Source organism: Corallococcus sp. RDP092CA (genome assembly GCF_041903675.1).
Lineage (GTDB): Bacteria > Myxococcota > Myxococcia > Myxococcales > Myxococcaceae > Corallococcus.
This window is the reverse complement of the sequence record NZ_JAYESI010000099.1, coordinates 1-992: the sequence shown is the minus strand read 5'-3', so window position 1 is coordinate 992 and position 992 is coordinate 1. Positions and strand designations below refer to the sequence as shown.

Annotated in this window: 1 protein-coding gene; it reads left to right on the top strand. The window is 71.8% G+C overall.

Annotated features, from left to right (window positions below):
• The coding region (locus U8525_RS34320; RefSeq protein WP_374270953.1) for an ISKra4 family transposase at window positions 1–992 on the top strand (992 nt) is incomplete at both ends.

Genomic DNA, 992 nt, shown 5'->3' with positions numbered 1-992 from the left:
TCGCGCGAGGCGCAGGGGACTGCCCGCGCGCTGGGCGTGCTGCCCTACAGCCGCAGCAGCTTCGAGCGGGTGGGGCATGCGGTTGGCGCGCTGTACGGGGAGGGGCGTGTGCGCGTGGAGGCCGCTCTGGCCGAAACGCTCGCGGTGCCCGAGGACGCGCACAGCATCAGCGTCAGCTTGGACCGGGTGGCCTTGCCCATGGAGGAGCCGAAGGCTCGGCCCGTGGGGCGACCTCGACGCGGCGCCGCGAAGAGGCCCGTCGACGTCGTCTGGCGCATGGCCTACGTGGCCTGTCTGACCTTCCATGACGCGAAGGGCGAGGCCCTTTCCACCCTGCGCTACGGGCGCATGCCGGCCAGGGGTGGCAAGGAGCTGGCCCGGCGGCTGGCCCTCGACGTGGAAGCCCTCCTGGGCCAGCTTCCCTCCTTGCGCGTGGTAGTCCTCACCGACGGTGCCCCGGAGTTGCACACGCTGCTCGACGAGGCCCTCGCCTCGCACGCGGCCACGGCCAGGTCCGTCGTGCGCCTGGTGGACTTCTGGCACCTCATGGAGAAACTCGGCGCGGCGGCGCTGCTGCTGGCGCCCTCGAAGCAGGAGGCCGCGGCCCTGCGTGAGAAGTGGAAGCTGATGCTTCTCAACCAACCTGGCGCCGTCTGGAAGCTGGTGCGGGTGCTGGGCGCCTCGGGCAAGCGCGACGACGGGCTCGCCGACGGCCGCCCTGTCCACGAGGCCCTCACCTACCTGGAGAACCACGGCGAACGCATGCACTACGCCGATGCCCGTGCCGCGGGGCTGCCTATCGGCAGCGGCAACGTGGAGGCCACCTGCAAATCGCTCGTGGCCCTGCGCATGAAGCGCGCCGGCAGCCGCTGGAAAGAGCAGTCCGGTCAGGAGGTGCTCGACCTCCGTGCCCTGGTGCTCTCCGCGCGCTGGGACGCCGCCATGGCTCTCACGCTCGCCCCCCTGCGTGCTCAGGTCCACCGGACTGCGTG